Source organism: Allobosea massiliensis (genome assembly GCF_042655245.1).
GTDB classification, from domain to species: Bacteria; Pseudomonadota; Alphaproteobacteria; order Rhizobiales; family Beijerinckiaceae; genus Allobosea; species Allobosea massiliensis.
Window position 1 is genome coordinate 334,036 of the sequence record NZ_JBHSLU010000007.1, and the last position, 26,888, is coordinate 360,923.

General features: G+C 68.4%; 26 protein-coding genes. 17 read left to right on the forward strand and 9 right to left on the reverse strand.

Features of this window, described 5'->3' with window-relative positions; genetic code table 11:
• The first annotated feature begins 131 nt into the window (after positions 1–131).
• Together rpmI and rplT are read left to right on the forward strand one after the other, a co-directional pair.
• Positions 132–332, forward strand: coding sequence for a 50S ribosomal protein L35 (gene rpmI / locus ACFPN9_RS04700; RefSeq protein WP_066718776.1), 201 nt, complete (start codon positions 132–134; stop codon positions 330–332).
• Between the two features lie 28 nt (positions 333–360).
• Positions 361–741 (forward strand): 50S ribosomal protein L20, encoded by a 381-nt coding sequence (gene rplT, locus ACFPN9_RS04705; RefSeq protein ID WP_066718780.1) that lies wholly within the window; start codon positions 361–363, stop codon positions 739–741.
• Between the two features lie 154 nt (positions 742–895).
• On the opposite strand, the gene ACFPN9_RS04710 is transcribed toward rplT, so the two are convergent.
• The 4 genes from ACFPN9_RS04710 to ACFPN9_RS04725 are packed head-to-tail and all read right to left on the reverse strand — an operon-like array spanning position 896 to position 3,347.
• Complete coding sequence (locus tag ACFPN9_RS04710) at positions 896–1,675, reverse strand: LOG family protein (RefSeq protein ID WP_377815580.1); 780 nt, start codon at positions 1,673–1,675, stop codon at positions 896–898.
• A 31-nt stretch (positions 1,676–1,706) separates the two neighbouring features.
• Positions 1,707–2,324 carry an SCO family protein gene (locus ACFPN9_RS04715; protein WP_377815583.1) on the reverse strand — a complete coding sequence of 206 codons (618 nt, stop codon included), beginning with the start codon at positions 2,322–2,324 and terminating at the stop codon, positions 1,707–1,709.
• Positions 2,325–2,332: 8 nt separating this feature from the next.
• Positions 2,333–2,872 (reverse strand): hypothetical protein, encoded by a 540-nt coding sequence (locus ACFPN9_RS04720; RefSeq protein WP_377815585.1) that lies wholly within the window; start codon positions 2,870–2,872, stop codon positions 2,333–2,335.
• 10 nt (positions 2,873–2,882) lie between these two features.
• A complete protein-coding gene (locus ACFPN9_RS04725) occupies positions 2,883–3,347 on the reverse strand; it encodes a hypothetical protein (RefSeq protein WP_377815587.1) in 465 nt (154 codons plus the stop codon).
• Positions 3,348–3,475: 128 nt separating this feature from the next.
• Here ACFPN9_RS04725 and pheS point away from each other — a divergent pair, with 128 nt between their 5' ends.
• The 7 genes from pheS to ACFPN9_RS04760 all read left to right on the forward strand — a co-directional run bounded on the left by pheS (position 3,476) and on the right by ACFPN9_RS04760 (position 11,979).
• Positions 3,476–4,558: a phenylalanine--tRNA ligase subunit alpha gene (gene pheS / locus ACFPN9_RS04730; protein WP_377815589.1), complete on the forward strand. Its 1,083-nt coding sequence runs from the start codon at positions 3,476–3,478 to the stop codon at positions 4,556–4,558.
• 28 nt (positions 4,559–4,586) lie between these two features.
• Positions 4,587–5,774, forward strand: coding sequence for a ceramide glucosyltransferase (locus ACFPN9_RS04735; RefSeq protein WP_377815592.1), 1,188 nt, complete (start codon positions 4,587–4,589; stop codon positions 5,772–5,774).
• Positions 5,771–8,194 (forward strand): phenylalanine--tRNA ligase subunit beta, encoded by a 2,424-nt coding sequence (pheT, locus tag ACFPN9_RS04740; protein WP_377815594.1) that lies wholly within the window; start codon positions 5,771–5,773, stop codon positions 8,192–8,194. Before ACFPN9_RS04735 ends, pheT begins: the two co-directional genes overlap by 4 nt.
• A 192-nt stretch (positions 8,195–8,386) precedes the next feature.
• On the forward strand, positions 8,387–9,298 hold the full coding sequence (locus ACFPN9_RS04745; protein WP_082733243.1) for an alpha/beta fold hydrolase: 912 nt from the start codon (positions 8,387–8,389) through the stop codon (positions 9,296–9,298).
• The gene (locus ACFPN9_RS04750) at positions 9,295–10,374 is read left to right on the forward strand and encodes a tartrate dehydrogenase (protein WP_377815597.1); all 1,080 of its coding nucleotides are present in this window, start codon (positions 9,295–9,297) and stop codon (positions 10,372–10,374) included. The genes ACFPN9_RS04745 and ACFPN9_RS04750 overlap by 4 nt, the downstream gene beginning before the upstream one ends.
• A gap of 134 nt (positions 10,375–10,508) precedes the next feature.
• A complete protein-coding gene (locus ACFPN9_RS04755; RefSeq protein ID WP_156446478.1) occupies positions 10,509–11,213 on the forward strand; it encodes a TerC family protein in 705 nt (234 codons plus the stop codon).
• A gap of 19 nt (positions 11,214–11,232) precedes the next feature.
• A complete protein-coding gene (locus ACFPN9_RS04760) occupies positions 11,233–11,979 on the forward strand; it encodes a TerC family protein (RefSeq protein ID WP_066718800.1) in 747 nt (248 codons plus the stop codon).
• A 13-nt stretch (positions 11,980–11,992) separates the two neighbouring features.
• On the opposite strand, the gene ACFPN9_RS04765 is transcribed toward ACFPN9_RS04760, so the two are convergent.
• A complete protein-coding gene (locus ACFPN9_RS04765) occupies positions 11,993–12,634 on the reverse strand; it encodes a 4'-phosphopantetheinyl transferase family protein (RefSeq protein ID WP_377815600.1) in 642 nt (213 codons plus the stop codon).
• 160 nt (positions 12,635–12,794) lie between these two features.
• Here ACFPN9_RS04765 and ACFPN9_RS04770 point away from each other — a divergent pair, with 160 nt between their 5' ends.
• The 4 genes from ACFPN9_RS04770 (at position 12,795) to ACFPN9_RS04785 (ending at position 15,951) form a co-directional block, all read left to right on the forward strand.
• Positions 12,795–13,502: an AzlC family ABC transporter permease gene (locus ACFPN9_RS04770; RefSeq protein WP_377815602.1), complete on the forward strand. Its 708-nt coding sequence runs from the start codon at positions 12,795–12,797 to the stop codon at positions 13,500–13,502.
• Positions 13,489–13,821 (forward strand): AzlD family protein, encoded by a 333-nt coding sequence (locus ACFPN9_RS04775; RefSeq protein WP_377815605.1) that lies wholly within the window; start codon positions 13,489–13,491, stop codon positions 13,819–13,821. The genes ACFPN9_RS04770 and ACFPN9_RS04775 overlap by 14 nt, the downstream gene beginning before the upstream one ends.
• 277 nt (positions 13,822–14,098) lie before the next feature.
• On the forward strand, positions 14,099–14,965 hold the full coding sequence (locus tag ACFPN9_RS04780) for a branched-chain amino acid aminotransferase (RefSeq protein WP_377815607.1): 867 nt from the start codon (positions 14,099–14,101) through the stop codon (positions 14,963–14,965).
• A gap of 5 nt (positions 14,966–14,970) precedes the next feature.
• Positions 14,971–15,951, forward strand: a complete 981-nt coding sequence (locus tag ACFPN9_RS04785) for an NAD(P)H-dependent flavin oxidoreductase (protein WP_377815609.1) — start codon at positions 14,971–14,973, stop codon at positions 15,949–15,951.
• Between the two features lie 19 nt (positions 15,952–15,970).
• On the opposite strand, the gene murJ is transcribed toward ACFPN9_RS04785, so the two are convergent.
• Entirely contained in the window at positions 15,971–17,497 is a 1,527-nt protein-coding gene (gene murJ / locus ACFPN9_RS04790; RefSeq protein WP_377815611.1) for a murein biosynthesis integral membrane protein MurJ, read from the reverse strand.
• A gap of 185 nt (positions 17,498–17,682) precedes the next feature.
• A complete protein-coding gene (locus ACFPN9_RS04795) occupies positions 17,683–18,717 on the reverse strand; it encodes a glycosyltransferase family 2 protein (RefSeq protein ID WP_377815613.1) in 1,035 nt (344 codons plus the stop codon).
• 136 nt (positions 18,718–18,853) lie between these two features.
• Here ACFPN9_RS04795 and ACFPN9_RS04800 point away from each other — a divergent pair, with 136 nt between their 5' ends.
• Together ACFPN9_RS04800 and ACFPN9_RS04805 are read left to right on the forward strand one after the other, a co-directional pair.
• The gene (locus ACFPN9_RS04800; RefSeq protein ID WP_066719573.1) at positions 18,854–19,720 is read left to right on the forward strand and encodes a ChbG/HpnK family deacetylase; all 867 of its coding nucleotides are present in this window, start codon (positions 18,854–18,856) and stop codon (positions 19,718–19,720) included.
• 66 nt (positions 19,721–19,786) lie between these two features.
• Entirely contained in the window at positions 19,787–21,481 is a 1,695-nt protein-coding gene (locus ACFPN9_RS04805; RefSeq protein ID WP_377815616.1) for a methyl-accepting chemotaxis protein, read from the forward strand.
• Between the two features lie 93 nt (positions 21,482–21,574).
• Here ACFPN9_RS04805 and ACFPN9_RS04810 read toward each other — a convergent pair whose 3' ends face one another.
• Positions 21,575–22,177 (reverse strand): superoxide dismutase, encoded by a 603-nt coding sequence (locus ACFPN9_RS04810; protein ID WP_066719561.1) that lies wholly within the window; start codon positions 22,175–22,177, stop codon positions 21,575–21,577.
• A gap of 329 nt (positions 22,178–22,506) precedes the next feature.
• Here ACFPN9_RS04810 and ACFPN9_RS04815 point away from each other — a divergent pair, with 329 nt between their 5' ends.
• Positions 22,507–23,898 (forward strand): hypothetical protein, encoded by a 1,392-nt coding sequence (locus ACFPN9_RS04815; RefSeq protein WP_377815619.1) that lies wholly within the window; start codon positions 22,507–22,509, stop codon positions 23,896–23,898.
• A 15-nt stretch (positions 23,899–23,913) separates the two neighbouring features.
• On the opposite strand, the gene ACFPN9_RS04820 is transcribed toward ACFPN9_RS04815, so the two are convergent.
• Positions 23,914–26,079, reverse strand: a complete 2,166-nt coding sequence (locus tag ACFPN9_RS04820; RefSeq protein ID WP_377815621.1) for a S9 family peptidase — start codon at positions 26,077–26,079, stop codon at positions 23,914–23,916.
• A gap of 334 nt (positions 26,080–26,413) precedes the next feature.
• On the opposite strand from ACFPN9_RS04820, the gene ACFPN9_RS04825 reads away from it, so the two are divergent.
• Positions 26,414–26,830: a Ros/MucR family transcriptional regulator gene (locus tag ACFPN9_RS04825; RefSeq protein WP_066719587.1), complete on the forward strand. Its 417-nt coding sequence runs from the start codon at positions 26,414–26,416 to the stop codon at positions 26,828–26,830.
• Positions 26,831–26,888: the final 58 nt, after the last annotated feature.

Genomic DNA, 26,888 nt, shown 5'->3' on the forward strand with positions numbered 1-26,888 from the left:
ACCTTTTCTGTCATACGCGCGGCCTTCGATCGCCCGGCTGATAAGGGCTGCCGTGGCGGTCGTTCTTTGCTTCCCGCAAGCAAAACATCAAGCGGCGCACTTCGCGCGCCCGCGACCTATGAGGAGCTGAAATGCCCAAGATCAAGACGAAATCGGCCGCGAAGAAGCGGTTCAAGATCACCGGAACCGGCAAGGTGCTCTACGCCCAGGCCGGCAAGCGTCACGGGATGATCAAGCGGACCAACAAGCAGATCCGCAATCACCGCGGCACCACCACCCTGTTCGAGGGTGATGCGGCCAACGTGAAGAAGTATTTCCTCCCCAACGGCTGACGCCCCCTAACCTTCCGGAGATCATGACATGGCTCGCGTGAAACGGGGCGTAACGTCCCACGCCAAGCACAAGAAGACGCTCAAGGCCGCCAAGGGCTTCTATGGCCGCCGCAAGAACACGATCCGCGCCGCCAAGGCGGCCGTCGATCGCTCGATGCAGTACGCCTATCGCGACCGCAAGAACAAGAAGCGCTCCTTCCGCGCGCTCTGGATCCAGCGCCTGAACGCCGCGGTGCGCGAGCACGGCCTGGTCTATTCGGTCTTCATCGGCGGCCTGGCCAAGGCCGGCATCGAGCTCGACCGCAAGACCCTCTCGGCGATGGCCATCGACGACGCCGCCTCCTTCACGGCGGTGGTCGAGGCGGTCAAGGCCGCGCTCGGAACCGACGCCCAGGCCAAGGCCGCCTGAGCCTTCCAGCTGCGACGAGATACGGAAAAAGGCCGGCAGCGATGCCGGCCTTTTTTCGTGTGTTCAGTGCGTCATTCTCGAGCGTAGCGGAGCGAAGACCCGAGAATCTGGTTCAGGAGATGCTCGGGTCTTCGCCCGAGCATGACGCGGCACCTCAAGTCTGCACACGATCCTCCGTCGCCGGCCGCCAGTTGTCGCCCGCGCCCTCGACGATGCGGGCATAGGCCTCCTCCGGCGTATCCGCATAGGCAAACAGGGCGAGGTCCTGCGCCCGGATCAGCCCGGCCTTCGCCATTACGTTGAGGTTCAGCAGCGCCTGCCAGTAGGCGCGGTCGTAGAGCACGATCGGCACCGGGCGCATCTTGCCGGTCTGCACGAGGGTCAGGAGTTCGAACAGCTCATCCAGCGTGCCGAAGCCGCCCGGAAAGACCACCAGTGCGGCTGCCCGCATCGCCAGATGCATCTTGCGCATCGCGAAATAATGGAAGCGGAAGGTCAGATCCGGCGTCGACCAGGCATTGGGCTCCTGCTCGTGCGGGAGCGTGATGTTGAAGCCGATCGAGAGCGCGCCGGCCTCCGTCGCGCCGCGATTGGCGGCCTCCATAATGCCCGGCCCGCCGCCGGTGGCGATGACATGGTCGCGCCCGAGCTCGCTCGCCGAAAGCGCCCCGCCGCGCTCCGAGGCCAGCTTACCAAAGGCGCGGGCCGCCTCGTACCAGGGCTCTCCCTCCCGCACCCGCGCCGAGCCGAAGACGACGATCGTCGAGAGGATGCCGCGGGCGCGCAAGTGGTCCTCGGCCTTCTGGTATTCGAGCATGAAGCGCACACCGCGCGTCGAATCGCCGAGGATGAAGTCGGGGTCGAGTGCTGCCAGGCGATAGGAAGGCGAGGCCTTCTGCGCGGAGCTGTCGGGCTTGTCGGTCGTGTCAGGCATGTCCTGCGAATCCGGTGGGGCTGTCCCAGCCTTACCCCAGATAGTTTCGCAATACGGCCACCATGCGATCCGCGCCGGTCTTGTGCGGCAGCAACGTCAGGAAGTGCCCCTCGCGGTCCATCAGATAGGTCAGCGAGCCATGGTCGACGCTGTGCTCGCCGGGCGCGTGATGCGGCAGCGTCAGCTTGCGCCGGTGGACCTTGTAGGCCTTCGCGACCGCCGCGATCTGCGCCTCGCTGCCGGTCAGCCCGATCAGGCGGGGATGGAAGGCGCCGACATAGGCCGCCAGCACCGCCGGCGTGTCGTGGGCCGGATCAACGGTGACGAAGAGCGGCGTCACGCGCTCCGCCAGCGGGCCGAGCCCGTCCAGCGCCTGTGCGATATTCGGCAGATCGATCGGGCAGGTGTCGGTGCAGCGCGTGAAGCCGAAATAGATCAGCATGAAGCGCCCGCGAAAGTCGCGGTCGCTCACCTGCGTGCCGCGATGGTCGGTCAGCGAGAACGGCCCGCCGAAGCGCCCCGCCAGCGGGTCTGGCCGCGGGGAGGGCGCGGCGTGCCCGGCATGGCCGTGATGCTGCGCCAGCGCCGGAAGGCTCGAGCCGGCGGCGAGCCCAGCCAGCAGTGCGCGTCGTGTCGGCCGGCCCGGCATCCCGGATCTCAGGGCTTCGGCTGGGGCAGGAGCCCCTTGATGCCGAGCGGCCCGTTTTCGGCCAGAATGGCATTGGACTCGGGGTCCGCCCGCCACCATTCCGGCGCGGCGCCGTTGCGCGCCTCCCACTGTGTCTTGAAGCGGTCGGTCGGCGTGAACGGGGCGCTGCTGCCGGCTTCGCGGACACCCTGCGCGAAGAACAGTGTGATCGCCGGGTTCTCGATCAGGAGCCCGTCGGCCTCGACCTCCCGGCCGCAGAAGCCGGCGAGATCGGGCGCAGCCCCGGCGAAATCGACTTGCCCCTTGCCGACCAGCCGGAAGCGGCCATCCGCCTCGAGGATGCCGAGCTGGCGCTTGCCGGCGCCGCAATCGGGCGCGCAGACACCCTTGAGATGGCACAGCGCCTCGACAACGCGGCCCTTCAGCACGACCGGCTTTTCATGCGGGATGCCCCAGGGCTCGGCGGCCTGGACGACGGCGGGAGCCAGTACGGCCAGCGCCGCGACGCAGAGCCCCGCCGCGCTCTTCCGGATGAGGGCTGATACCATGCCCATCGCCTCAGTTCCCGAACGGCTGGATGCCGTGCTCGTCATGGGTCAGGTTGATCACGCCCTTGTCGTCGGCGATCTTGTCCACGAGCAGGTATCTGACGCCGTCGCGCTCGAGCAGTTCGCCGTCCACCGTGACCTCATGGGCCATCAGCCGGGCGATGCGCGGATTGGCGGCGCTGTCCGTGTCGTCGCCAATGCGCAGGATCAGGTAGAGCCCGCCCTCCGCGTCGCGGATCGCGACGGGAATGCCGCCGAGCGCGCACCAGACCGCGCATTGGTGATGGGCGCTGCCCTTGGCGAACATCAGCCCGCTGACCGTGCACCAGCTGTCTGCGATCTCGCCGGTGATGCTGACGCGCTGCCCGTCCTGCGCCTGTACCGGCGCTGCCAGCCAGACGGCGAGCAGGCCGAGAAGCCCCGCCCAGGCCCGTTGCTGCGCGCGGCGCGGCCACGATTGCGACAGCCTTGTCATCAACCGGCCCCCATCATCGGCGCACCCCCCGGTTTTGCCGTCATCGCCCTGCTTTGCCGGCGTGATTGCCTCTAGCATCGGCGCTGGCGACACCCTAGAAGATGCCTCGCAAACGGACCAGAGCAGGCATGGACGAGATCGATCACTTGGGCGCGAGCCTTCTTGCCGACATCGCGAAGGCGCAGGACGAAGCGGCGCTGGAGCAGGTCAGGATCGGCGCGCTCGGCAAGGCCGGCTCGATCTCGGCGCTGCTGAAGACGCTGGGCGCGATGACGCCCGAGGAGCGCAAGGAGAAGGGACCGCTGATCAACGGCCTGCGCGACCAGGTCCAGTCGGCGCTCTCGGCCCGCAAGGACGCGCTGGCCGAGGCCGCGCTCGAGGCCAGGCTCGCGGCCGAGCGGATCGACGTTTCGCTGCCGGTGCGCGAGGGGCCCGAAGCCCGCGGCCGCATCCACCCGATCAGCCAGGTCATCGACGAGATAACCGCGATCTTCGGCGATATGGGCTTCTCGATCGCCGAAGGTCCGGACGTCGAGACCGACGATCTCAACTTCACCAAGCTGAACTTCCCTGTCGGCCATCCGGCGCGGGAGATGCACGACACCTTCTTCTTCGCCTCCGACGCGAATGGCGAGCGCAAGCTGCTGCGCACCCATACGTCTCCGGTCCAGGTCCGCACCATGCTGGCCCATGAGCCGCCGATCCGCGTGATCTGCCCGGGCCGCACCTACCGGATGGATTCCGACCAGACGCACACGCCGATGTTCCACCAGGTCGAGGGGCTGGTGATCGACAAGGGCGCCCATATGGGCCACCTGAAATGGATCCTCGAGGAGTTCTGCAAGGCGTTCTTCGAGATCGACACGGTCAAGATGCGCTTCCGGCCGTCCTTCTTCCCCTTCACCGAGCCCTCGGTCGAGGTCGACATCCAGTGCTCGCGCAAGGGCGGCGAGATCCGCTTCGGCGAGGGCGAGGACTGGCTCGAGATCCTCGGCTGCGGCATGGTCCACCCGAATGTGCTGCGCAATTGCGGGCTCGATCCGGAGGTCTACCAGGGCTTTGCCTGGGGCATGGGCATCGACCGCATCGCGATGCTGAAATACGGCATGCCTGACCTACGCCCCTTCTTCGAGGCGGATGTGCGCTGGCTAAGCCATTACGGCTTCCGCCCGCTCGACCTGCCGACGCTGACCGCCGGGCTGTCCGCGTGATGGCGGCCGGGAGCGGGAGGGCCGCGCGATGAGCGCCGCGGGCTGGGCTGGCCTGTTCGCGGTGCTGCTCGTCGCGACGAACCTGCTCTGCCAGGCGATCGCCTATGCGCGGTTGCGCCGGGCGGACCGGCGCACGCCTCTGCTCGCGGCGCTGCCGCCGGTGACGATCGTGCGCCCGCTGCGCGGCATCGAGGCCTTCAGCCGCGAGACCGCGATCTCGGGGCTCGAACTGGATTATCCCGACTATGTCACCATCTTCGCCGTCGCCGATCCGGACGACCCGATCGTGCCGATGGTCGAGGAACTGATCGCCCGCTATGGGCGCGAGCGCGTGAAGCTCGTGACCGGCGACGTGAAGGTCAGCGCCAATCCCAAGCTCAACAACTGCGTCAAGGGCTGGGAGGTGGCGCAGACCGAATGGGTCATCCTCGCTGACTCCAATGTGCTGATGCCGAAGGACTATATCCAGCGCCTGCTCGCCTCCTGGCGCGACGACACCGGGCTGGTGTGCTCGACGCCGGTGGGTTCGCGGCCTTTCGGCTTCTGGGCCGAGCTCGAATGCGCCTTCCTCAACACCTTCCAGGCGCGCTGGCAGTTCGCCGGCGAGGCCTGCGGCTTCGGCTTCGCCCAGGGCAAGTCGATGCTCTGGAACAAGCCCTTCCTCGACGCCCGCGGCGGCATCGCCGTGCTCGGCGAGGAGATCGCCGAGGATGCGGCGGCGACGAAGCTCGTGCGCCGTGCCGGCAAGCATGTCCATCTCGTCGGCCAGCCCTTCGAGCAGCCTTTGGGCGAGCGCAGCCTGCATGACGTCGTCCAGCGCCAGTTCCGCTGGGCGCGGCTGCGGCGCGTGACCTTCCTGCCCTTCTTCCTGCCCGAGATCCTGTCCGGCCCGCTGCTGGCGGTGGTCGCTGCGGCTTGTGCGTTGCCGGCCTTCGGCTTGTCCGCCTGGCTTGCGCCGGTGCTCGTTCTGCTGCCCTGGTATGTCGCCGAGCTGGCCTTCGCGCGCGGCGTCGGCTGGTACGGCTCCTGGCGCATGCCGCTGGCGCTGCTGGTGCGCGACATCGTCTTCCCGGGCATCTGGGCCTATGCCTTCGTCGCCGGCGAGGTGAGCTGGCGCGGCAACGCGATGAAGATCAAGACGGACGGGGAGGACGAGCTGAACGCCGCGCCGGCCCCGATGTCCCATGCAATGACGAGAAGTGACGGACGCTCATGAAGTTCACCCTGTCCTGGTTGAAGGATCATCTCGACACGACCGAGCCGGTCGAGGCTATCGCTGAGGCCCTGACCCGCGTCGGGCTCGAGGTCGAGGGCATCGAGGACAAGGCCAAGGCGCTCGCCGCCTTCACCGTGGCCTATGTGATCGATGCCAAGCAGCACCCCAATGCCGACCGGCTGCGCGTCTGCATGGTCGATACCGGCGCCGGCGAGCCTGTGCAGGTCGTCTGCGGCGCGCCCAATGCCCGCACCGGCATGAAGAGCGTGTTTTCCCCGCCCGGCACCTACATCCCCGGCAAGGACATCACGCTCGGCAAGGGCGTGATCCGCGGCGTCGAATCCAACGGCATGCTCTGCTCGGCCGCCGAGCTGCAGCTCTCCGAGGATCATGACGGCATCATCGACCTGCCCGGGGACGCGCCGGTCGGCCAGTCCTACGCCGCCTATGCCGGCCTCAGCGATCCGGTCATCGAGATCGCGGTGACGCCCAACCGGGCCGATGCGCTCGGCATCGCCGGCATCGCGCGCGATCTCGCCGCCGCCGGCCTCGGCACGATCAAGACACCGCCGGTGGCGCCCGTGAAAGCCGGCTTCCCTTGCCCGGTCGGCGTGAAGCTCGACCTCGCGCCGCAGGACAAGGCGCTCTGCCCGGCCTTCGGCCTGCGGCTGGTGCGCGGCGTCAAGAACGGCCCGTCGCCGGACTGGCTCCAGGCGCGGCTGCGCGCTGTCGGGATGCGCCCGATCAACGCGCTGGTCGACATCACCAATTTCATGACGCTCGACCGCAACCGCCCGCTCCACGTTTTCGACGCGGCCAAGGTCAAGGGCGACCTCGTCGTGCGCCGCGCACGCGACGGCGAGTCCATCGTCGCGCTCGACGGCAAGACCTACACCCTGACCGCCGATCAGGTCGTCATCGCCGACGCGGCGGGCGTCGAATCCATCGCCGGCATCATGGGCGGCGAGGCCTCGGGCTGCGACGAGGGCACGACCGACGTGCTGGTCGAGAGCGCGTTGTGGGACCCGCTCAACATCGCCCGCTCGGGCCGCGCGCTCGGCATCACCTCCGATGCGCGCTACCGCTTCGAGCGCGGCGTCGATCCCGAATTCTGCCGGCCGGGGCTGGATCTCGCCACGGCGCTCATCGTCGAGCTCTGCGGCGGCGAGCCGTCCGAGATGGTCTTCGCGGGCGAACTGCCGGGCAGCGCCGCTGCGATCGACTTCCCCTGGTCCGAGGTCAAGCGCCTGACCGGGCTGGAGCTGCCCTTGCCGGAGATGGAGCGGGCGCTGACCTCCCTGGGCTTCGCGGTCTCCGGCGCCGGCGAACGGGTTCAGGTGGTGGCGCCGTCCTGGCGGGCCGATGTCGGCGGCAAGGCCGATCTCGTCGAGGAGATCCTGCGCATTGCCGGGCTCGACCGCGTCGTCTCGACGCCGCTGCCGCGCATCGCGGACGAGGTGCTGAGGCCCGTTCTCACCGTTCTGCAGAAGCGCACCCGCCAGGCCAAGCGCCTGCTCGCCAGCCGCGGCCTCGTCGAGGCCGTCACCTGGTCCTTCATCGACCATGAATCAGCGACGCTGTTCGGCGGCGGCTCGCCGGCGCTGGTGCTGGCCAATCCGATCGCGGCCGATCTCTCCGACATGCGGCCCTCGCTGCTGCCGGGCCTGATCCGCGCCGCCCAGGCCAATGCCGATCGCGGCTTCGGCGACGTGGCCCTCTTCGAGGTCGGACAGATCTTCCAGAGTGACGAGCCCGAGGGCCAGCTCATGGCCGCGACCGGCCTGCGCCGCGGCACGGCGACGCTGGAGGGCGCCGGCCGCCATTGGGACGGCGCGGCCAAACCCGTCGATGCCTTCGACGCCAAGGCCGATGTGCTGGCGCTGCTGGCGGGCCTCGGCGTCCCGACGGGCGGGCTCCAGATCGTAGCCGGCGGGCCGGATTGGGCCCATCCCGGCCGCTCGGCGACGCTGCGCTTCGGCCCCAAGGGCGTGATCGGCGCGTTCGGCGAGGTCCATCCGCGCATTCTCAAGGCGCTCGACGTCAAGGGCCCGCTGGTCGCCTTCGAGATCCATCTCGATGCGCTGCCGCTGCCCAAGGCCAAGCCGACCAAGGTCAAGCCGAAGCTGGCATTGTCCGGCTTCCAGCCTGTGACGCGCGACTTCGCCTTCATCGTCGACAAGGCCACTGCCGCCGGCGAAATGGTCAAGTCCGCCCAGAACGCCGACCGCGCTTTGATCTCTGACGTCTCGGTCTTCGATCTCTACGAGGGCCAGGGCGTCGAGCCGGGCAAGAAGTCGGTCGCGCTCGCGGTCACGCTCCAGCCGGTCGAGAAGACGCTGACGGAAGCCGAAATCGAGGCGGTGGGGGCGAAGATCGTGGCCGAGATGGCCAAGCGCTACGGGGCGGCGCTGCGGGGGTAGGGCGCGTCATGCTCGGGCTCGACCCGAGCATCTCGGAAACAAATGCTCGTCCTGAGATTCTCGGGTCTGCGCACGGCGCAGCCCGAGAATGACGTGTCGCAACCATTGATTGGGATTGTGTAATAATCGCTGCGCGCAATTCCTCCTGAATGGGCGTACGCGCTCTCGATTGCACATCCTGACCTGGCGCCCATGGCCATCACCGATCTCCCCGTCACCGACAGCCTCTTCCCCGGCTTCCGGCTGCTCGACGTCACGACCTCGGGCGCGCGCATCCGGGTGAGGACGGGCGGGCAGGGGCCGGCGCTGCTGCTGCTGCACGGCTATCCGCAGACCCACGTGCTCTGGCACAAGCTGGCGGAGCGGCTGAAGGACCACTTCACCCTCGTTTGCGCCGATCTGCGCGGCTATGGCGACAGCGACAAGCCGCTGACCGACCCCGAGCACTTCCCCTATTCGAAGCGCGCCATGGCGCTCGACATGGCGCAGGTGATGACGCTGCTCGGCCATGAGCGCTTCCTGGTCGGCGCGCATGACCGCGGTGCCCGTGTCGCCCATCGCCTCGCGCTCGACCATGCCGAGCGCGTCACGAAGCTTGCCACGCTCGACATCGCGCCGACGCGAGAGATGTATGTCGGCACCACGGACGCCTTCGCACGCGCCTATTGGCACTGGTTCTTCCTGATCCAGCCGGCGCCTTTCCCGGAGAAGATGATCGGGGCTGATCCGGAGGCCTATTGGCGCAAGAAATGCGGTTCGGGCGCAGCCGGTCTGAAGCCCTTCGCGCCGGAAGCTCTGGCGGAATATCTGCGCTGCTTCGCCGATCCGCGGACCATCCATGGCTCCTGCGAGGATTACCGCGCCGCCGCCACCATCGACATCCGCCATGACGATGAGGATGGCGACCGCAAGCTGACGCAACCCCTGCTCGCGCTCTGGGGCGAGAACGGCATCATCGGCAAATGCTTCGATCCGCTGGCGCTCTGGCGCCTGCGCGCTGAGAACGTCCAAGGCCGCAGCCTGCCCGGCGGGCATTATCTGGCCGAGGAGATCCCCGATCTCGTCGCCGCGCAATTCATCGCCTTCTTCGGAGACAAGTCATGAGCCGCACCAACCGCGTCTATCGCATCGCCGCCATCGCCGGGGACGGCATCGGCAAGGAGGTGATGCCCGAGGGGCTGCGCATCCTGGAGGCGGCCTCGAAGAAATACGGCTTCGAGCTGCGGCTGGACGAGTTCGATTTCTCCTCCTGCGACTACTACGCCAAGCATGGCAAGATGCTGCCCGACGACTGGAAGGACCAGATCGGCGGCCATGACGCGATCTTCTTCGGCGCCGTCGGCATGCCTGCCCAGGTGCCCGACCACATCTCGCTCTGGGGCTCGCTGCTGCTGTTCCGGCGCGAATTCGACCAGTACGTCAACCTGCGCCCGGTGCGGCTGATGCCCGGCGTGCCCGGCCCGCTCGCGGGCCGCAAGCCCGGCGATATCGACTTCTTCGTCGTCCGCGAGAACACCGAGGGCGAGTATTCCTCCGTCGGCGGCCGCATGTATGCCGGCACCGAGCGCGAGATCGTCATGCAGGAGACGGTGATGAGCCGCGTCGGCGTCGACCGCGTCCTGAAATACGCCTTCGAGCTCGCCCAGCGCCGCCCGCGCAAGAAGCTGACCTCGGCCACCAAATCGAACGGCATCGCCATCACCATGCCCTACTGGGACGAGCGGGTGAAGGAGATGGCGAAGAAGTACCCCGACGTGACCGTCGACCAGTACCATATCGACATCCTGACCGCGCATTTCGTGCTGAACCCGGACCGGTTCGACGTCGTCGTCGCCTCCAATCTCTTCGGCGACATCCTCTCCGACCTCGGCCCCGCCTGCACCGGCACGATCGGCATCGCCCCAAGCGGCAACATCAACCCGACCGGCGACTATCCGTCCCTGTTCGAGCCGGTGCATGGCTCGGCCCCCGATATCGCCGGCCAGGGCGTCGCCAATCCGATCGGCCAGATATGGTCGGCGGCGATGATGCTCGACCATCTCGGCGAGACGGAAGCCGCCAAGGGCATCGAGGCCGCGATCGAGCGGGCGCTGGGCGATTCCCGGACCCGCACGCGTGACCTCGGCGGTTCGCTCGGCACCGAAGCCGCCGGCAAGGCCGTCGAACAGGCGCTGGGCTGATTTCTGGGCACTCTGCGGGCCGGGTGCCGTGACAACCGGCCCGCATTAGGGCATCGATCCCCGGCCGCGGCGGAACGCGGCGCCGCTCGCGGCGTTGCGCTGCGGACGGTGGGGCGACTTCGAAGGGGCTGGGAATGGATCTGTCGTCGCTGTCGTTCTTCGACCCGGCCCTATGGGGCAAGCTGCTCGAGATCGTTGCCCTGAACATCGTTTTGTCGGGCGACAATGCGGTGGTCATCGCGCTGGCCTGCCGCGCATTGGCGCCTGAGCAGCGCAATAAAGGCATCGCGCTTGGGGCCGGTGTCGCGGTGGTGCTGCGCGTGGTCTTTACCGTGCTGATCGCCTCGCTGCTCAACATGCCGTTCCTGCACATCGTCGGCGCGCTGCTTCTCGTCTGGATCGCCGTCAAGCTGATCGTGGAGGACGGCGAGAGCGACGAGGATTCGATCGCCGCCAGCAGCAAGCTCTGGAAGGCCGTGCAGACCGTCGCCATCGCCGACATCGTCATGAGCCTGGACAACGTGCTGGCGATCGCCGCCGTCGCGAAGGATTCGATCCCGCTTCTGGTTGCGGGCCTCGTCATCTCGATCCCGCTGATCGTGCTCGGCGCCTCGCTGATCACCAGCCTTCTCACCCGTTTCCCCGTTCTCGTCTGGGCGGGCGCCGCGCTGCTCGGCTGGGTTGCGGGTGAAATGTTCGACAGCGACCCCTGGCTCATCGCCCGCTTCGGCGCCGAAACGCTCCACCGCTTCGAATACCCGGCGGCCCTGATCGGCGCACTGCTCGTGCTCGGCCTCGGCTACCTCCTCAAGCATCGCCGGCCAGATCCGGCCCTTTGACAAAGGGACTGACCGACTAATGGATTTCTCATCCTCCACATTCTGGGTCTCGCTACTCCAGATCATCTGGATCGACCTGCTGCTCTCGGGCGACAACGCGGTGGTGATCGCGCTCGCCTGCCGCTCCCTGCCGGAGAAGCAGCGCAAGGTCGGCATCTGGCTCGGCGCCTCGGCGGCGATCGGCCTGCGCATCATCTTCGCGCTGGTGGTGACCTATCTGCTGCTCGTGCCCTATCTGAAGATCGTCGGCGGCCTGCTGCTGTTCTGGATCGCGGTGAAGCTCGCTCTCGGCGAGGATGAGAGCCATGCCGAGATCGACGGCGGCTCGACGCTGTGGCAGGCGGTGCGCACCATCGCCATCGCCGATGCGGTGATGAGCCTGGACAACGTCATCGCCATCGCCGCGGCCTCGCGCGGACATCCCGAGCTTTTCATCTTCGGCCTGCTGCTCTCGATCCCGCTGATCATCATGGGCGCGCAGTTCCTGACCTCGATCATCACCCGCTACCCGATCCTGATCTGGCTCGGCGCGGCGCTGCTGGGCTGGATCGCGGCCGAGATGATCCTGGGCGATATCGCCGTGCTGCGCTGGCTCGAGGTCAACATGCCGACCTGGATCAAGCCGGTTTCGACGGATGTCAGCGCCATCGGCATCGGCCCCGCCAGCATGCCGCATTACGTCACCTCGGTGATCGGAGCCGCGCTCGTCTGCGCGATCGCCTATGTGCTGAAGCAGCGGCGCGGGGGGCAGGCGGCCGAGGGCTGAGCGCCCTTTCGCCTCACCCGAGAACGACCACCGCGGCGGCCAGGATCTCCTGGCCGCCGTTTTCGATGGTGCGGCCGACACCGCTTGCGGCGGCCTGTCCACCATCCCGCACCGCAATCACTCCCTCCGGCGAGAGGGTGACGGCGAAGCTCTCCGGCGGCCGGAGAAACCCCGTCCCCAGCGCCTTTACATAGGCCTCCTTCGCGCTCCACAGCCGCGCGAAGGCATGGGCGCGCTCGTCCTGCGACTGGGCGAGAAGCCAGCCCTGTTCCTCCGGATGGAGCAAGGCGGCCGGCGGGGCCGCATGGGCGTCCACAGCCTCGACATCGACGCCGATGGGCCGGTGGGCGAGCGCCACCGCGACGAGGCCGCCCCGTGTCGCCAGCGAGAGATGCAGCCCGCTCCCGCGCGGCTGCGCGACCAGCGGACGGCCTCGCTCGTCATGACCGATCGCGACCGCCTCGGGCGGCAGACCGAGTTGCCGCGCCAGGATGCGGGCGGCCATGCCCCGCCGCAGCGCCGAGCGCTCGGGCAGGGTCGCCGGCCGCGCCGGCGTCGACACCAGCCAGGCGGCAGGAAGGCTTTCGGCGCTGTCGTCCGGGGAGCACAGCCATATCATCCCGGCAGGATAGGACAGGGCGGGGGCGCTCGCCATCACCCGGCGCCGCCCTGTGTCCGGCTCATGCGGCCCGCCCACGGGGCGGCGTTGACCTCCGGCGCCGTTCGGCCTTGGAAGGACTCCACGTCTCCGCTTGCCAGTGGCGGCGCAAGAGCGGGGCCCAAAGCAGCCACACGCCACGGGAGAGAGACTGTCGATGGAGCAAGCTGCGGCACAGGTCAGCACGGCCGGCATGCGCCTTGGCATGCGAAAGGTGATGGTGCTCGTGCCGGGCGTGGTGGTCTTCGCCGTCGCCTTCGGCGCGGCGGCCTCGGCCAAGGGCCTGAGCCTCGTCGAGGCCCTGCTGATGAGCGCGCTGGTCTATGGCGGCATCTCGCAGCTCGTCGCGATGGAGCTGTGGCGGCCGGAATGGAGCTGGGGCGCCATCGCCGGCCTCGCCGTCGTCACGGCCACCGTCAATTCCCGGATGATCCTGCAGGGCGCCTCGCTGCAGCCCTGGTTCGCGGCCTATCCGAAGGCACTGAACGCGCTCCACCTCTTCTTCTTTACCGATGCCAACTGGGTCATCGGGACGCGCTACCGGGCCGAGGGAGGGCGCGATCTCGGCGTGCTGATCGGCGCCGGGCTGCTGCTTTGGGTGGTCTGGGTCCTGCTGACGGGGCTCGGCTACGGGCTCGGTGCGCTGGTTTCCGATCCGCGCGCCTTCGGCATCGACCTGGTCATGCCGATCTTCTTCGCGGCGATGATCGTGCCGCTCTGGCGCGGCCGCCGCGCCGCCGTGCCCTGGGTGGCGGCGGGGATTGCCGCGCTGCTGACGGCCAAGCTGGTGGAGGGCTACGCCTTCATCATCGTCGGTTCGCTCACCGGCGCCGTCGTGGGAGCGTTCCGCGATGACCCTGCCTGATCTCGACTCCGCGACGCTCGGCACATGGGGGCCGATCATCGCGATTCTCGCCATGGCGGTCGCGACCTATCTCTGCCGCATCGCCGGGGTGGTTCTGATGGGCTTCATCCCGCTCACGCCCCATGTCCGCCGCGGGCTCGCCGCCCTGCCGGGCTCGATCATCGCCGCCACCGTCCTGCCGCTGATCGAGCGGCTCGGCCTGGCGGCCGGCATCGCCCTGCTCGCGGCCATCGGCAGCATGATCCTGCGCCGCAGCGAACTGCTCGCGCTGATCGTCGGTATGAGCGCCGTCGCAGGCCTGCGCGCGTTGGGGTTCTGAGCGCTACCGCAGGATTCCCTCCCCCCGCTTGCGGTGGGGAGGGTTAGGGTGGGGGGCCGCAAAGCCTGAGCTCTGTCCGTCATCGTCGCGCCGAGCGGCACTGCCCCCCACCCCGGCCCTCCCCACCGCAGGCGGGGGGAGGGAGCGCGCGATCCATCACCGCCACCGATCGCTTTCATCACATCCCGTCATCGGGTTCTGCGGGACTGCATGTTGACGAGGTGAAGCCGGGGGCAGACGGTGCGCGCAACGTCGATCGTTACAGCAGGAGTGCCTGATGGGCTGGTATTCGCAGACTTGGACCTGGTTCGAGGGAGAGTGGCACGAGGGCAACCCGCCGATCATGGGGCCGCGCAGCCATGCGACCTGGCAGGGCTCCTCGGTCTTCGACGGCGCCCGCTGGTTCGACGGCCTCGCGCCCGACCTCGCGCTCCACGCGGCCCGTGTGAACCGCTCCGCCACCGCGCTCGGCCTGAAGCCGACGGAAAGCGCCGAGACGATCGTCGCCAAGGCGCATGAAGGCATCAAGAAGTTCAAGGGCGACGTCGCCCTCTACATCAAGCCGATGTACTGGGCCGAGGCCGACGGCGTCTCGACCATCATCCCCGACGAGGAGTCGACGCGCTTCTGCCTGTGCCTCTTCGAGGCGCCGATGGGCCTGCCCGCGAACGGGCTTTCGGTGACGCAAGGCGTCTTCCGCCGGCCGACGGTCGAGACCGCCCCGACCGACGCCAAGGCCGGCTGCCTCTACCCCAACAACGCCCGTACGCTGCGCGCCGCCAAGGCTGCCGGCTTCGACAATGCGCTGGTGCTCGACATGCTGGGCAATGTCGCGGAGACCGCGACCTCCAACATCTTCCTCGCCAAGGACGGCGTGGTGAAGACGCCGATTCCCAACGGCACCTTCCTCAACGGCATCACCCGCCAGCGCGTCATCGGCCTGCTGCGGCAGGACGGTGTCACGGTCGAGGAGACCAGCCTGCGCTACAGCGACTTCGAGCAGGCCGACGAGATCTTCTCCTCGGGCAACTATTCGAAGGTCGTGCCGGTCGGCCGGATCGACAACCGCCAGCTCCAGCCCGGCCCGCTCTACCGCAAGGCCCGGGAGCTCTACATGGACTTCGCCAAGAGCGCGAAGGTCTGAGGACCATGGCCCGCCTCGTCACAAGGCTGACGCGGCAACTGGGTATCGACCACCCGGTGCTTTCGGCGCCGATGGCGCTGGCGGCGGGCGGAGCGCTCGCCGCCGCCGTCACCCGCGCCGGGGGCTTAGGGTTGATCGGCGGGGGCTATGGCGACGGGGACTGGCTCGAGCGGGAGTTCGCCCAGGCCGGCAACACCCGCACCGGCTGCGGCTTCATCACCTGGTCGCTGGCGAAGCAGCCGCATCTGCTGACGGCTGCGCTGGCACATCGCCCTGCCGCGCTGATGCTCTCCTTCGGCGATCCCGCGCCTTTCGCGGCCGAGATCGCGTCGGCGGAGATCCCGCTGATCTGCCAGTGCCAGTCGCTCGATCATGTTCGCCAGGCGCTCGATGCTGGCGCGGCGATCATCGTCGCGCAGGGCGGCGAGGCCGGCGGCCACGGCCACCGCCGCGCGACCTTCCCCTTCGTGCCGGAGGTTGCCGATCTGCTGGCGCACGAGAGCCCCGACACGCTGCTCCTGGCGGCGGGCGGCATCGCCGACGGACGCGGGCTCGCAGCCTCGCTGATGCTGGGCGCCGACGGCGTGCTGGTCGGCACCCGCTTTTGGGCGAGCCGCGAGGCGCTGGTTCATGCCAGGCAGCAGGCGGCCGCGCTGTCGGCGACCGGCGACGGCACGGTCCGCACTTCGCTGCCCGACATCGCCCGCCGGCTCGACTGGCCGAAGCCCTTCGACATCCGCGTCGCCGCCAATGACTTCACCCGGCGCTGGGCCGGCCGCGACGAGGCGCTGAAGGCAGCGATCGAGCAGGAGGCACCGGCCTATCGCGACGCCTTCGCGGCCGGCGATCCCGACAACGCCGCCGTCATCGTCGGCGAGGCGGTGGGTTTGGTTGCGGACGTGCCGTCGGCCGGCGAGATCGTGACGCGCATGGTCGACGAGGCGGCGGTGCTGCTGGGCGAGCGGGCGCAGAGCTTCCTGAGTTGAAGCCTTAGACGGTTACCGGCTACCGCAGCAGCCGGACCGTCCCCGAGACCTTCGATCCGATGCCAAGCACCGCCGCGTAGAGGAGGGCGGCGAGCACGCTCACGGCCGCCACCGCGACGAGCCGGGGTTCGTGGGGCAAGCCAGCCGTCGCTGCCAGCATGGAAGGCGCCGCAAGGCGCGCCGCGATGCCGGCGACGAGCGCTGCGGCGACCGTGATCGCGATCAGCACTCCGAGCCTCGGGTCGGGCTTCGCCCAGCCACGCCGAATGCCGAGCAGGAACAGGGTCGCGACATTGATCCAGGCGCCGGCCGCCGTCGCCAGCGCCAGCCCCGCCGCGCCGAAATCGCGCCACAGCAGGAGCTTGAGCGCGACATTGGCGCCGATGGCGGCGAGCGAGACGAACATCGGTGTCGTCGTGTCGCCGCGCGCCTGGAAGGTCGAGACCTGGGTGCGGATCAGAACGATCGCCGGTAGCCCCACCGCATAGGCCAGCAGCACCGCGCCCGCCGCCTGGCTCGCGGCCGCATCGAAGCGCCCGCGCTCGAACAGGGCCGAGACGATCAGTTCGGGAATCGCGAGGAAGGCCGCCGCGAAGGGCGCCGCCGCCACCACCGTGAGCGCGATCGCCCGGTTCTGCGCCCGGTCAGAGGCCGCTTCATTGCCCGCCGCGATCAGGCGGCTCATCGTCGGCAGCAGCACCGTGCCGACGCCGATCGCGATCACGCCGATCGGGAGCTGGTAGAGCCGCTCGGCATAGTACAGCGCCGCATAGGCGCCGGCCGGCAGCAGCGAGGCGATGATCGTGTCTGCGAAGAGCGCGATCTGCACCCCGGCCGAGCCGATCACGGCGGGCCCGAACGCCTTGAGGAAGCTCTTCACATCGGCGTCCAGCCGCGGTCGGGTCAGGGCAGCGGCGACGCCCGCGCGCCGCGCAGCGAAGGCGAGCAGCAGCCATTCGATGACGCCGGCCGCCGCCATGCCCCAGGCGGCCGCGTAGGCGGCGTTCGGAAAAAGGAAGGCGACGGCGAGTGCCGCGACGAGGCAGAGATTCATCAGGATCGGGGCCGCAGCGGCGGCCGCGTAGCGGTCGACCGCATTGAGATTGGCCGAAAGCAGCGTCACCAGCGTGATGAAGAGCAGATAGGGGAAGGTGATCCGCGTCAGCGTCACCGCGAGATCGAAGCGCAGCGGATCATTCGCGAAGCCCGGCGCCAGCAGCCGCACGATCTCCGGCATGAAGGGCAGGGCGATCGCCAGCAGGATGATCTGCACGATCAGGTTCAGGCTGAAGACGCGGTTCGAGAACAGGGTCGCCGCCGCCTGGCCAGCCTGCTCGCGGATGCGGGCATAGACGGGGATATAGGCCTGGTTGGTGGCGCCCTCGCCGAAGATCGCCCGGAAATGGTTGGGCAGCCGCAGCGCCACCGAGAACGCATCCATCAGCGCGCCGGCGCCGAGCACGGCGGCCAGGACGATGTCACGCAGAAAGCCCGTTACTCGGGAGAGCAGGGTGAAGCCGCCGACGGAGAGGATTTTCTTGAACATCGCGGCTCCGGGGCTGGCGTGGTCAGCCCTCATCCTGAGGAGCCGCATAGCGGCGTCTCGAAGGATGGTCCAGTGCGGCGCCACGGGCTCACCGTCATTGCGAGCGCAGCGAAGCAATCCAGGGTCGGCCGCGTTCGACGTCCTCCTGGATTGCTTCGCTGCGCTCGCAATGACGAGAACAGCGTCTACCGGATCAGCGGCGGCAGCGCGTCGCCGCGCGGATGATCGACGGTGCGCGCATCGAAGCCGACACGCTCGCCGATCAGGTAGAGCGGCCGGCGCTTCACCTCGGCGAAGATGCGCCCGACATATTCCCCGATCATCCCCAGCGAGACGAGCTGGATCCCGGAAAAGAACATGATCGAGACGATCAGCGAGGGGAAGCCGGGCAGGTCGGTTCCGAAGAACAGCGTGCGCAGGAGGAAGAACAACGCCGTCAGCGCTGCCAGAAGCGCGATCACGACGCCCGCCCAGGTCGCGATCTTGAGCGGCACCGTCGAGAAGGAGGAAAGCCCGTCGAAGGCGAAGGAGAACAGCTTGCGGTAGCGGAACTTCGAGACGCCGTGCTCGCGCTCGGCGACTTCGAACGGCACCCCGGCCGAGCGGAAGCCGACCCAGGCATACAAGCCCTTCGAGAAGCGGGCCCGCTCTGGCAGCGCCCGCAATGCATCGACGACCTTGCGATCGAGCAGGCGAAAATCGCCCGCACCTTCCGGCAGTTCCGTCTCGCCGAAGCGTGCGAAGAGCCGGTAGAACGCCTTGGCGAAGTTGCGCTTGAGCGGGGTTTCGCCATCGCGGTCCGAGCGCTGGCCATAGACGTTGAGATAGCCCTCGCGCCATTTCTCGAGAAAGCGCAGGATCGTCTCGGGCGGGTGCTGGAGATCGGCGTCCATGATCACGACGGCATCGCCCGAGGCGTGGTCGAGCCCCGCTGCGATGGCGATTTCTTTGCCGAAATTGCGGCTGAATGAGACGGCACTGACCCGCCGGTCCTGTGCCGCCAGCAGCCGCAGGACCGAAAGTGTGCCGTCCCGGCTGCCATCGTCGACGCAGACGAGTTCCCAGGAGGTCACCGCGCCGTCGAGCACCTGCTTCAGCCGCTCCAGCAGCAGCGGAAGGCTCTCGGCCTCGTTGTAGACGGGGACGACGACCGACAGCTCCGGCCGGCTCGAATGGCCGCGCGTCGGCGGCGTCGCGGATGGGGCTTGCGTCTCTGGCACGGGATCGACCTCTCGGCCGCGTCGATCCCCCTCCGGGTGAAACCGGAAGGTGCCGGGATGACGCGGCCCGCACGGAACCGTAAAGCTTCGCCGCGCTCTTAGCGCAAGGCGCCTGAACAGAGGACAACAAACCGGCATGGCGAGCGGATTTGTTTTATGCGCCGATGACTTCGCCCTGACCGATGGTGTCAGCCGCTCGATCCTGGCGCTGATCGAGGCGGGCAAGCTCTCGGCGGCCGGCGCAATGACCAATCGCCCGCATTGGCGGAACTTCGCCGGGGCTTTCGGGGCGCTCGCCGAGAAGGCCGATCTCGGCCTGCATCTCAATCTCACCTGCGCCAATCCGCTGGGCGCGATGCCAAGGCTGGCGCCAGGTGGCGTGTTTCCGGCGCTGCCGGAACTGGCCCGCGCGGCCGTGACCTCGCCGACGGTCCGGCGGGAGATCGCGGCCGAGATCGCCCGCCAGCTCGACGCCTTCGAGGATTCGATGGGCCGCTCGCCCGCCTTCCTCGACGGGCACCAGCATGTCCATGTGCTGCCGGGCATCCGCCGCGCGCTGCTCGACATCCTGTCGAAGCGCTATCCGAAGGGTGGCCTCTATCTGCGCGATCCGCATGACTCGCCCGCCGCGATCCGCGCCCGTGGCGTCGCCATCGGCAAGGCCCTGACCATCTCGGCACTGGCACTGGGCTTCCGGCGGGCGGCGCTGCGGCGCGGCTTTCCGGTCAATCGCGGCTTCTCGGGCGTCGCCCCCTTCGATCCGCAGCGCGACTTCGCCGCCGACCTCCAGCGCTTCCTGCTGCGGCCCGGCCCCGCCCATCTCGTGATGTGCCATCCGGGCTTCGTCGACGACGAACTCGCGCGCCTCGATCCCGTCGTGGCGACGCGGCCGGTCGAGCATGAGGCGCTCCTCGGTTTCGTGGCGCAAGGTCTGTCGATGGTTCGTTTCTCCGAGCTCTTCTCGACACCTTCCGCAAGCCATTCTTTACCAAGACATGGCTAGGCTCCGCTCGGGGTGTCTCTGCGGCTTGCGCCGTGAACCGAGACGAATGCGGGGACTGGGCCGGTCATGATGTCGTTGAAGCGTGCGGGGACCATCGATACCGCCACGCCGGCACAAGCCCCCTCGCGACGCTGGGGTCGCTCGCTCAGCAGCCGGATCGCGGCAGCCGCCGTTGCCATCGTCGCAATCGCCATCATGCTCCTGGTCTTCTCCGCCGCGCGCTACAACGACGCCAAGACGCGCGACGATCTCGAGCAGAAGATGCGGTCGCTGGTGCTGATGGTCGTCAACGCCTCGCCCTCGCTGATCCTGGCGCGCGACACCGTCACCCTGACCCAGATTCTCGATTCGCTGCGGCGCGATCCCGATTTCGAGGCCGGTATCGTCGCCGACGACCTGTCTTCGCTTGCCAGCGCCGGCCGCAACGAGGAAGCGCGGCTCGCCCTGACGCCGCGCAGTCTGACCGCGCTGTTGAAGCGAGAGCCCTGGGAGATCCTGAAGGACACCGACACCGCCGAGATCGAAGAGGAGCGCTTCGTCACCTGGCTGCACGTCGTGCGCGTCGGCGGCCATCGCAAGCAGATCGGCTACATCGCCATGCGCTTCGACAAGTCGCGCCTGCTCGCCCGTGCGCAGTTCGAGGAGGTCGCGACCATCGGCTTCGGCATCCTGATCCTGCTCGTGCTGGGACCGCTGCTGTGGTTCTCGCTGTCGCGCACCATGAAGCCGCTGCGAAACATGACGAAGGCCATCGTCAGCATCTCCGACGGCCAGCTCGATACGCCGATCGACGCGATGGCCCGGCGCGACGAGATCGGCGCCATCGCCCATGCGCTTGGCGTGCTCAAGCTGCGCCTGGCGGAGCGCGCCGCGCTGCAGGAGAGGCAGCATGTCACGGAATCGGAGCGCCGCCTGCATCAGCAGCGCGTCGACGAGGCGATCGGTGTTTTCCGCGCCGAGGTCGGCGTCGCCCTCGAGGCCTTCAAGAGCAATGCCGACCGCATGAGCGAGGCGTCCAACGGGCTGGCCCGGGTTGCGGCGGAATCCTCCGGCCGCGCCGCCCGCGCCGCCCAGAACGCTCATGGCGCCTCGGGCAATGTCGAGAGCGCGGCCCAGGCCGCCGAGGAGATGGGCGCTGCGATCCGCGAGGTCGAGTTCCAGGTTCGGCGCGTGCGCACCGAGATCGTCGAGGCGGCCTCGATCTCGCGCGACACGGCGGCTTCCGTGCGGGCGCTCGACGAGACCGCCCGTGCCATCGGCGAGGTGGTGAACCTCATCCGCGACATCGCCGCCCAGACCAATCTGCTGGCGCTCAACGCCACCATCGAGGCGGCGCGCGCCGGCGAGGCAGGACGCGGCTTCGCCGTCGTCGCCTCCGAGGTGAAGAGCCTCGCCTCGCAGACCGCCGACGCGACCGACCGGATTGTCGCCCAGGTCGGCGCCATCCAGGGCGCCACGGGCCAGGTCGTGGGCTCGATCCAGAACATCGCCGAGCGCATGAATGCGATCGAAAACTTCGCGAATTCCGTCGCGGTCTCGATCGAGCAGCAGGCGATCACCACCGGCGAGATCGCCTCGGGCGTCGCGATGGCCAGCTCGTCGGCGCTCTCGGTTTCCAGCGATCTCAGCGTCCTCTCCGATTCGGTCGAAGAAACAGGGCGATCCGCCGAGGAGGTGCGCGGCGCTGCCAGCGAGGTCGCGGCCCAGGCCCTGCGCCTGCGCAGCACGGTCGACCAGTTCCTGCAGAGTGTGGCAGCCTGACCACGGCGGGACGGTGTCCCGTCTTCTCCGCCGGCATGAAAACGGGGCCTCGCGGCCCCGTTCCCTTATCCGGCCACAAGAGCTCGCGAAAGCTCAGGCCTTGGCGGCGGCGTCGTACATCTCCGCGACGTATTCCCAGTTCACGAGGCTCTCGAGGAAGGCCTTGAGATAGTCGGGACGACGATTGCGGTAGTCGATGTAGTAGGAATGCTCCCAGACATCGCAGCCCAGGATCGGCAGCGCGCCGTTGACCAGCGGGCTCTCGCCGTTCGGCGTCTTCGAGACGGCGATCTTGCCGCCCTTGACCTCGAGCCAGGCCCAGCCCGAGCCGAACTGGCCGGTGCCGGCGGCAATGAAGTCTTCCTTCATCTTGTCGACCGAGCCGAAGGACTCGACGATCGCCTTCTCCAGTGCGCCCGGAATGGCGCCACCGCCATTGGGCTTCATCCACTTCCAGAAGTGCAGGTGGTTGTAGTGCTGGCCGGCATTGTTGAACACGGCCGCGTTCTTGCCATGCGAGGCCTTGACGATCTCCTCGAGCGACTTGCCCTCGAATTCCGTGCCCTTGATCGCGTTGTTGCCGTTGTTGACATAGGCGAGATGGTGCTTGTCGTGGTGGAACTCGAGCGTTTCCTTCGACATGAAGGGCTGCAGCGCGTCGTGGGCGTAGGGCAGGTCGGGAAGGGTGAAGGTCATCGGCGCCTCTCCTTGGGCTGGCAAATCGCGTGAACTGAGAATGGCTTGCCGCAGGGCGGCATGGGCCTGTCGGACCCCTCGGGGGCGCCCGCCATCCACTTCGTTAGTTAAGCCTCCACCTGCGCTCCGGCAACCGCCGGCGCCATATTGCGGCGACGCGCGGTGACGAAAAGCGCCTCACTCCCGCCCGATTCCGCGCGCCTGTCGAGGTCGCGAATTGAAACTCTCTCTTATTCAATACGTTAGATGATGGCGGGGCAGACGGGCCGCTTCGCGCGACCCGGCGGACAGCCTGATTTGCCTTCCCGCCCATGGCCGAGGACACACCGTTGATCATTCTCTTCATCCTGCTCGGCCTGACTTTTCTCGGCGGCGGCGCGGCAGCGATCATCGACGGCATGCCCTATCTCGTGCTCGAGCGCGGCTTCACCCAGGTCATCATCGGCACGGTGGTGGCGGTCGCTGGGGTGATCCTACTGGCGCTCGCAGCCGTGCTGGCGAAGCTCCGGACGCTCGAGAACAAGATCTCCGGTGCGACCATGGCGCTGTCTCTGGCGGGCGCGGCGGGCGTGACGGCACGCGAGCCCGGCGCGATGGCCCGGCCTTCCCTGGCGGAGCCGGCGGCAGTGACGGGCGCCGCGGCGGTTGCAGGCGCGCTCGCAGGAGCGGGCCTGGCGGCAGCGGCCACCGCCGATACGCCTGCTGCGACGATGCCGGAAGCCGCGGACAAGACCGACGAGCCCGACCTGTTCGGCGCCCATCTCGCCACCGTTCTGGACAAGGAGGTCGAGACTGCGCCCCCCAGCGAGCCACGCGCCGCTGAGCCGGCCCCTTCGGAGGCGGAAGGGGAACCGCAGAGAGACGAGACGGTCCCGGACCTTGCAGAGGCGGAGATCCTGCCGGCGTTCGATCCGTTCCGTCCGGTTGACCCGGCCCTTCCGGTCGACCCGGCCATGTCGACCGAGCCTCTGTCGCCGCCAGCCGACGAGCCCATGCCCGCTCCGCCCGAAGCCGTGCAGGATTCGGCCGATGTCCGCTCCGACCCGACTGCGCCCGAGCCCGATCTTTCGGAACCGATCCCACCGCTGGCCACCGACATCGACGACCCCCTGACGCCGGTGGCCCCGCCCAGCGGGACCGAGGACGATGAGTTCGGCCGGCTGCGCGACAGTCTGGCCGGCCTTGGCCTCGGCCCGGTCGGCGGGCGCGTCGAGCCGCGTTTCGAGGAGCCGCGCCCCTTGGCCGAGCCGGATGACCTCGCTGTCGCGGCGAGCTGGATGGATTCGGCGCTGGGTCGCCGCGGGCCGGAGCCCGAGGCGCAAGGCGATATCGAGGTGGTGCCGCCCCCTCGGCGCCTGGAGCCGACGCTGCCCATCGAGTTCACCTGGCCTGCTCTCGACCGCGACGAGCGGGCCGTGCCGCCCTGGCCGCCCCAGAGCCGGGAGGCCGCTGCCGCCGAGACGATCGGCGAGACCGATCCGGCGTGGATTGCAGAGGCTCCGGTCGAGCCGGAGGCCGAACCGGCCGCAAGTCCGGCCGAGGAGGCGCCCGCGGCCTCCGATGAGGGCATTGTCGGCGCCTATCAGGTTGGCGAGGCCCATTTCACCATCTATGCCGACGGCTCGATCAAGGCCCGCACGCCGGAGGGCGACTACAGCTTCGCCTCGATGGACGAGCTGAAGGTCTATCTCGCCAGCGAGAAGAGCCGGCTGGGGGGCTGAGCCCCACGCACGGGGTCAGGCCTCTTTGCCGGCCGCCTGCTCAGGCCAGCCTTCGCCGACTGCCTGGATGGCGAAGGCATAGGCCAGCGCCGTCTCCTTCAGCGAATCGAATCTCCCGGCCGAGCCGGCATGGCCCGCATCCATGTTGGTGTGCAGCAGCACCGGCCCGCCGCCGGTCATGGTCGCGCGCAGGCGCGCCACCCATTTCGCGGGCTCCCAATAGGTCACGCGCGGATCGGTGAGCCCTGCCATCGCCAGGATCGGCGGATAGGACTGCGCGGTCACGTTGTCATAGGGCGAGTAGCCGCGGATCGTTTCGAAGGCGGCGACGTCGCGGATCGGATCGCCCCATTCGGGCCATTCCGGTGGAGTCAGCGGCAGGGTGTCGTCGAGGATCGTGTTGAGCACGTCGACGAAGGGCACCTCTGCGACGATGCCGGCGAAGAGGTGAGGGGCCATATTCGCCACCGCGCCCATCAGCATGCCGCCGGCACTGCCGCCCTCTGCGACGATGCGCCCGCGCGCGGTGAAGCCGCCTTGAGCCAGGGCCTCGGCGGCGGCGATGAAGTCAGTGAAGGTATTTCGCTTCTTCTCGCGCTTGCCGTCGAGATACCAGCGCCGGCCTTTCTCGGTGCCGCCGCGGACATGGGCGATGGCATAGACGAAACCGCGGTCGACCAGGCTCAGCGGCCGCGTCCGGAAGGAGGCCGACATCGCCGAGCCATAGGAGCCGTAGCCGTAGAGCAGACAGGGTGCGCGGCCGTCGAGCGCCAGATCGGCCCGGTGGAGCAGTGAAATCGGCACCTGCTCGCCATCTGAGGCGGTGGCGAAGATCCGGCGCACCCGATAGGCCTCGGGATCGTGGCCGGACGGGATCTCCTGGCGCTTGAGCAGCACGCGCGCGCCGCTGCCCATGTCGTAGTCATAGGTCTCGGCCGGGCGGGCCATCGAGGCGTAGATGAAGCGCAGCGTGTCGGTCTCGAACTCGTAACCCGCATCCAGGCCCAGCCCATAGGCCTCCTCGTCGAAGGCAATGCTGCTCTCGGACCCGGTGGTGAGGTCGCGGATGACGATGCGCGGCAGTCCGTTCTCCCGCTCGAGCCGGATGAGCCGCCCCTTCAGGCAGAGATGGCTGAGGATCAGCCGTCCCGGCACATGCGCGATCACGTCCCGCCACTGCTCGGGCCCCGGCGAGACGACCGGCGCACTGACGATCTTGAAGTCCTCAGCGCCGTCCGCATTGGTGCGGATCAGCAGGTCCTCGCCATGGTGTTCGACGTCGTACTGCCGCCCGACCAGACGCGGCGCCACCACGACGGGGTCTACGTCCTGCGCTGTCAGGTCGACCAGCCGGATCTCCGAGGTTTCGTGGTCGCTGATCGAGATCAGCAGGAATCGGCCGGACTGCGTCTCGTCGATGTCGACGAACATGCCGGCATCCGCCTCATCGTGGAGCAGCGTGTCATGCGCGGCGGGATCGCCGAGGCGATGGCGCAGGACCTTCGAGGGGCGGTGGTCGGCGTCGAGCCCGACATAGAAGAAGGAACGGCTGTCGGCGGCCCAGACGATGTCGCCGGTGGTGTCGGGAACGGCATCGGGCAGATCCTCGCCGCTGGCGAGGTCGCGCACGCGGATCGTGTGAAGCTCGGAGCCCGCCTCGTCGGCGCTCCAGGCCAGCAGGCGATGGTCGGGGCTGTGGGCGGTGTCGGCGAGGTCGAAGAAATCCTTGCCCTCCGCCAGGGCGTCGGCGTCGAGCATGACCGTCTCGCGGCCCTTGCCGCCGCCCTTGCCGCTGCGCGGCTTCCGGCAGATCAGCGGATGCTCGGCCCCGCGACGGTAGCGCGAATAGTAGAGGAACGGCCCGTCCGGCTGCGGGACGCTCGAATCGTCCTCCTTGAGCCGGCCGCGCATCTCCTTGACGAGTTCGCGCTGCAGCGCGCGGGTGGGCGCCATCAGCGCCGCCGCATAGGCGTTCTCGGCCTCGAGATAGGCGCGGATGTCCGCGGGCAGCGCTTCGGGCTCGCGCAGCACCTCTTTCCAGTTCGCCGCCCGCAGCCAGTCATAATCGTCCCGCAAAGTCACGCCATGGACTTGCGTGGTCTTGGTCCGGACCTCGGCCCTTGGCGGGGCAGGGCGGCGCCGACGCTGTGTCTTGGCGGCGGATGGGGGCTTTGAGCGCATCGACATCTCCTCGGACCGGCGGTGCCGACAGGTAGAGAGGCGGATGCGGGCTGGCAAGATCAAGGCACAGGACCAGATGCCGCCCTGCGCGACCGGCCGATATCATGTTGAACGATGGGCCACGGCAATAATTGGAGAGGATAAATCGTATTCGCGCGCGGCCGATCACTTGCGGCGACGTTGGCCTTCGATTAAACGGGGCCAATCGATCCGCTGCAGTCGCGTCCGAGTCGATAGTGTTCGGACGCCCTTGGTTGGGATCGCACAGGCATTGATCCTCAATGTCTTCCACATTCGCAGCATCGCAGCCAAAGCATCAGGGAGTGACGCCATCATGGCAGACAACGAAGGATCGGATTACATCGAGCTGACGGCGGACATCGTCTCTGCTTACGTCTCGAACAACTCTGTTCCCGCCTCCGAACTGCCTGCACTGATCAACGATGTTCACGCCGCCCTGAACCGCGTCATCGGCGGCGCAGCGCCCGTGGCTCCGGCCGAGGCGCCCCGCCCGGCCATTCCGGTGAAGAAGTCGATCACGGCCGATTACCTGATCTGCCTCGAGGACGGAAAGAAGTTCAAGTCGCTGAAGCGCCACCTGCGCACGCAGTACAACATGTCGCCCGAGCAGTATCGGGAGAAGTGGGGCCTGCCGCCCGACTATCCGATGGTCGCGCCGAACTACGCCGAGGCCCGCTCCCAGCTCGCCAAGAAGATGGGCCTGGGCCAGCAGCGCCGCAAGCGCCGCTGACGGGCGCTACGTCGCCCCGCATCGCGGGGAGGACGCTTTCGACAGGCCGCCGGTTCGC

Coding starts and splice junctions, on each gene's coding strand:
- ACFPN9_RS04810 (WP_066719561.1), bottom strand. CDS start 22,177: ATGACCTTCACCCTTCCCGACCTGCCCTACGCCCACGACGCGCTGCAG.
- ACFPN9_RS04745 (WP_082733243.1), top strand. CDS start 8,387: ATGGCCATCACCGATCTCCCCGTCACCGACAGCCTCTTCCCCGGCTTC.
- ACFPN9_RS04720 (WP_377815585.1), bottom strand. CDS start 2,872: ATGGTATCAGCCCTCATCCGGAAGAGCGCGGCGGGGCTCTGCGTCGCG.
- ACFPN9_RS04755 (WP_156446478.1), top strand. CDS start 10,509: ATGGATCTGTCGTCGCTGTCGTTCTTCGACCCGGCCCTATGGGGCAAG.
- ACFPN9_RS04805 (WP_377815616.1), top strand. CDS start 19,787: ATGATGTCGTTGAAGCGTGCGGGGACCATCGATACCGCCACGCCGGCA.
- ACFPN9_RS04770 (WP_377815602.1), top strand. CDS start 12,795: ATGGAGCAAGCTGCGGCACAGGTCAGCACGGCCGGCATGCGCCTTGGC.
- ACFPN9_RS04750 (WP_377815597.1), top strand. CDS start 9,295: ATGAGCCGCACCAACCGCGTCTATCGCATCGCCGCCATCGCCGGGGAC.
- pheT (WP_377815594.1), top strand. CDS start 5,771: ATGAAGTTCACCCTGTCCTGGTTGAAGGATCATCTCGACACGACCGAG.
- rplT (WP_066718780.1), top strand. CDS start 361: ATGGCTCGCGTGAAACGGGGCGTAACGTCCCACGCCAAGCACAAGAAG.
- ACFPN9_RS04725 (WP_377815587.1), bottom strand. CDS start 3,347: ATGACAAGGCTGTCGCAATCGTGGCCGCGCCGCGCGCAGCAACGGGCC.
- ACFPN9_RS04710 (WP_377815580.1), bottom strand. CDS start 1,675: ATGCCTGACACGACCGACAAGCCCGACAGCTCCGCGCAGAAGGCCTCG.
- ACFPN9_RS04825 (WP_066719587.1), top strand. CDS start 26,414: ATGGCAGACAACGAAGGATCGGATTACATCGAGCTGACGGCGGACATC.
- murJ (WP_377815611.1), bottom strand. CDS start 17,497: ATGTTCAAGAAAATCCTCTCCGTCGGCGGCTTCACCCTGCTCTCCCGA.
- ACFPN9_RS04780 (WP_377815607.1), top strand. CDS start 14,099: ATGGGCTGGTATTCGCAGACTTGGACCTGGTTCGAGGGAGAGTGGCAC.
- rpmI (WP_066718776.1), top strand. CDS start 132: ATGCCCAAGATCAAGACGAAATCGGCCGCGAAGAAGCGGTTCAAGATC.
- ACFPN9_RS04760 (WP_066718800.1), top strand. CDS start 11,233: ATGGATTTCTCATCCTCCACATTCTGGGTCTCGCTACTCCAGATCATC.
- ACFPN9_RS04820 (WP_377815621.1), bottom strand. CDS start 26,079: ATGCGCTCAAAGCCCCCATCCGCCGCCAAGACACAGCGTCGGCGCCGC.
- ACFPN9_RS04715 (WP_377815583.1), bottom strand. CDS start 2,324: ATGCCGGGCCGGCCGACACGACGCGCACTGCTGGCTGGGCTCGCCGCC.
- ACFPN9_RS04765 (WP_377815600.1), bottom strand. CDS start 12,634: ATGGCGAGCGCCCCCGCCCTGTCCTATCCTGCCGGGATGATATGGCTG.
- ACFPN9_RS04775 (WP_377815605.1), top strand. CDS start 13,489: ATGACCCTGCCTGATCTCGACTCCGCGACGCTCGGCACATGGGGGCCG.
- ACFPN9_RS04785 (WP_377815609.1), top strand. CDS start 14,971: ATGGCCCGCCTCGTCACAAGGCTGACGCGGCAACTGGGTATCGACCAC.
- pheS (WP_377815589.1), top strand. CDS start 3,476: ATGGACGAGATCGATCACTTGGGCGCGAGCCTTCTTGCCGACATCGCG.
- ACFPN9_RS04735 (WP_377815592.1), top strand. CDS start 4,587: ATGAGCGCCGCGGGCTGGGCTGGCCTGTTCGCGGTGCTGCTCGTCGCG.
- ACFPN9_RS04800 (WP_066719573.1), top strand. CDS start 18,854: ATGGCGAGCGGATTTGTTTTATGCGCCGATGACTTCGCCCTGACCGAT.